The 1,520-nt window shown below is 51.7% G+C and carries 2 protein-coding genes and 1 pseudogene; all 3 read right to left on the bottom strand.

Annotated elements, in window-relative coordinates; translation table 11 throughout:
- Window positions 1-244 (bottom strand): transposase (locus C4N24_RS15500; RefSeq protein ID WP_181573124.1); only part of this gene is annotated, 244 nt, incomplete at its 3' end.
- A gap of 137 nt (window positions 245-381) precedes the next feature.
- A complete protein-coding gene (locus tag C4N24_RS14955) occupies window positions 382-1,266 on the bottom strand; it encodes a hypothetical protein (protein WP_112092032.1) in 885 nt (294 codons plus the stop codon).
- A 12-nt stretch (window positions 1,267-1,278) separates the two neighbouring features.
- Window positions 1,279-1,520: pseudogene (locus tag C4N24_RS14950) on the bottom strand (relaxase/mobilization nuclease domain-containing protein); the annotation flags it as partial.

Raw genomic sequence — 1,520 nt, 5'->3', positions numbered from 1 at the left:
CGGACGCACCCTGCAAAAATCCACACACGATAAGTAAGGCAGGGAGTTCCCCAGCGGGAACTTCCTGTTTTTCTTTGCCAGAGATATGAGCCTGTTCCGCCTGCCATGCGGCAAACTCTCGCTGTCCTTCCTCGCTGTTCCAGCAGGCAAGGATGGCCGGGTAGAATGCCCGTGCCAGACGGTCAATGACTTCATCGGGATAAGGGGAAGTGTTTGTGGACTTTTTCTTTTTGTTCAAACGCACGCTCCTTTGATCGTCCCACCGTGGCAAAGCCGGGCGAGAAAATCAAAGTTCCAATTCTTATCAGGCGCAAGGGCGCGGATGTTTTCCGCCCTGCACTTGCGGCTGGTGGCTCGTTGATGGCTTACAAGTGCCTGTCGTTATGCGATTTTTTCATCGTTCAGCATTTCTTCAAACTGTGCCATATACGCTTTGTGCTGCTTGAGGATTTTTAGCGTTTCAGTTTTGGCGTAGGAATCGTCCGGTAGCTTAGGCAAGTATCTCATCAAAAAATCAAAGTCCTGCTGAATCCGCCGGACGGCGACTTCCAGCGCAGAGTAGTTGATTCCAGAGTAGTGTGAGTAGCTCGACTGCGGAGCGGGACGGTCTTCCGGGTGCAGAATCTCGTGCACGATCTGCTTGCGGTTCGGAAAATCAGCTCTGGCGAGGCGGTGCATATCGGCATCACGGACTTTGAATTGCCCGGACAGGATCTTTTCTTTTGTACCGGGCATCATCTGCTCCATGATCTCCACGCCCCGCATGAACTTTTCAGAACGGGCAACGTAGGATTCGCTGACATTGTTCCGCTCTGCAATCTGCTTACGAACGCTTGCTTCTGCGGCAGTGGGAGGAATTGTGTCAAATTGACACAATTCCTCCGGGGCGGTTTTCTTGGCAGCAGCCGTGTGCTGGTTGTTGCCGTTTCCACCGGGCTTCCGATGCTCCACACTGTACTGTTTTCCAATGAGGAACTTCTTCTGCTCCGGCGTGAGATTACGCCGCCCCAGCTGATTCTTGCAGATCCATGCGAGGACTTCTTCTCTGCTTTCAAACGGGAGCGGCATGGTGGAGAAAGAGATTTCGGGATGCTCCTGAACGATTTCATAACGATTGTGGCCGTCAACAAGGGTATTACCCCAGACAATCAAAGGAGAAATCAGCTTGCCCTCTTTCAGGATATTTTCTTCAAGCTGCTTAAATTCATCATCGGTCAGAGGGGGAATCTGGGACTGGAACTCCGGATCGATTTTCAGATTGATCATACGCACACTCCTTTATCTCTCCTGCTGCGTCTGTTCTTCCTCCCGGAAAAAGGACGCAACATTCTGCTTTGCGGTTTTCAGTTTGAGCAGTTCCTCTTTAGCTTCCTTGTACTGCTCGTAGAACTTTGCCTTTTCGGATGCCAGTTGCGCATACTCGGCTTCCAGCTTTTTCGGGCGGGGCAGCTTGGTGATGTTGCTTGCCTTGAAATAGGCTCCTGCCACCCGGTATGCTGTCAGCTCTGCACGATGCTGTT

This window comes from Faecalibacterium prausnitzii, from assembly GCF_003287405.1.
Taxonomy (GTDB): Bacteria; Bacillota; Clostridia; order Oscillospirales; family Ruminococcaceae; genus Faecalibacterium; species Faecalibacterium intestinale.
The sequence above is the reverse complement of the archived record's forward strand: the minus strand, read 5'-3'. Positions and strand labels throughout refer to the sequence as shown.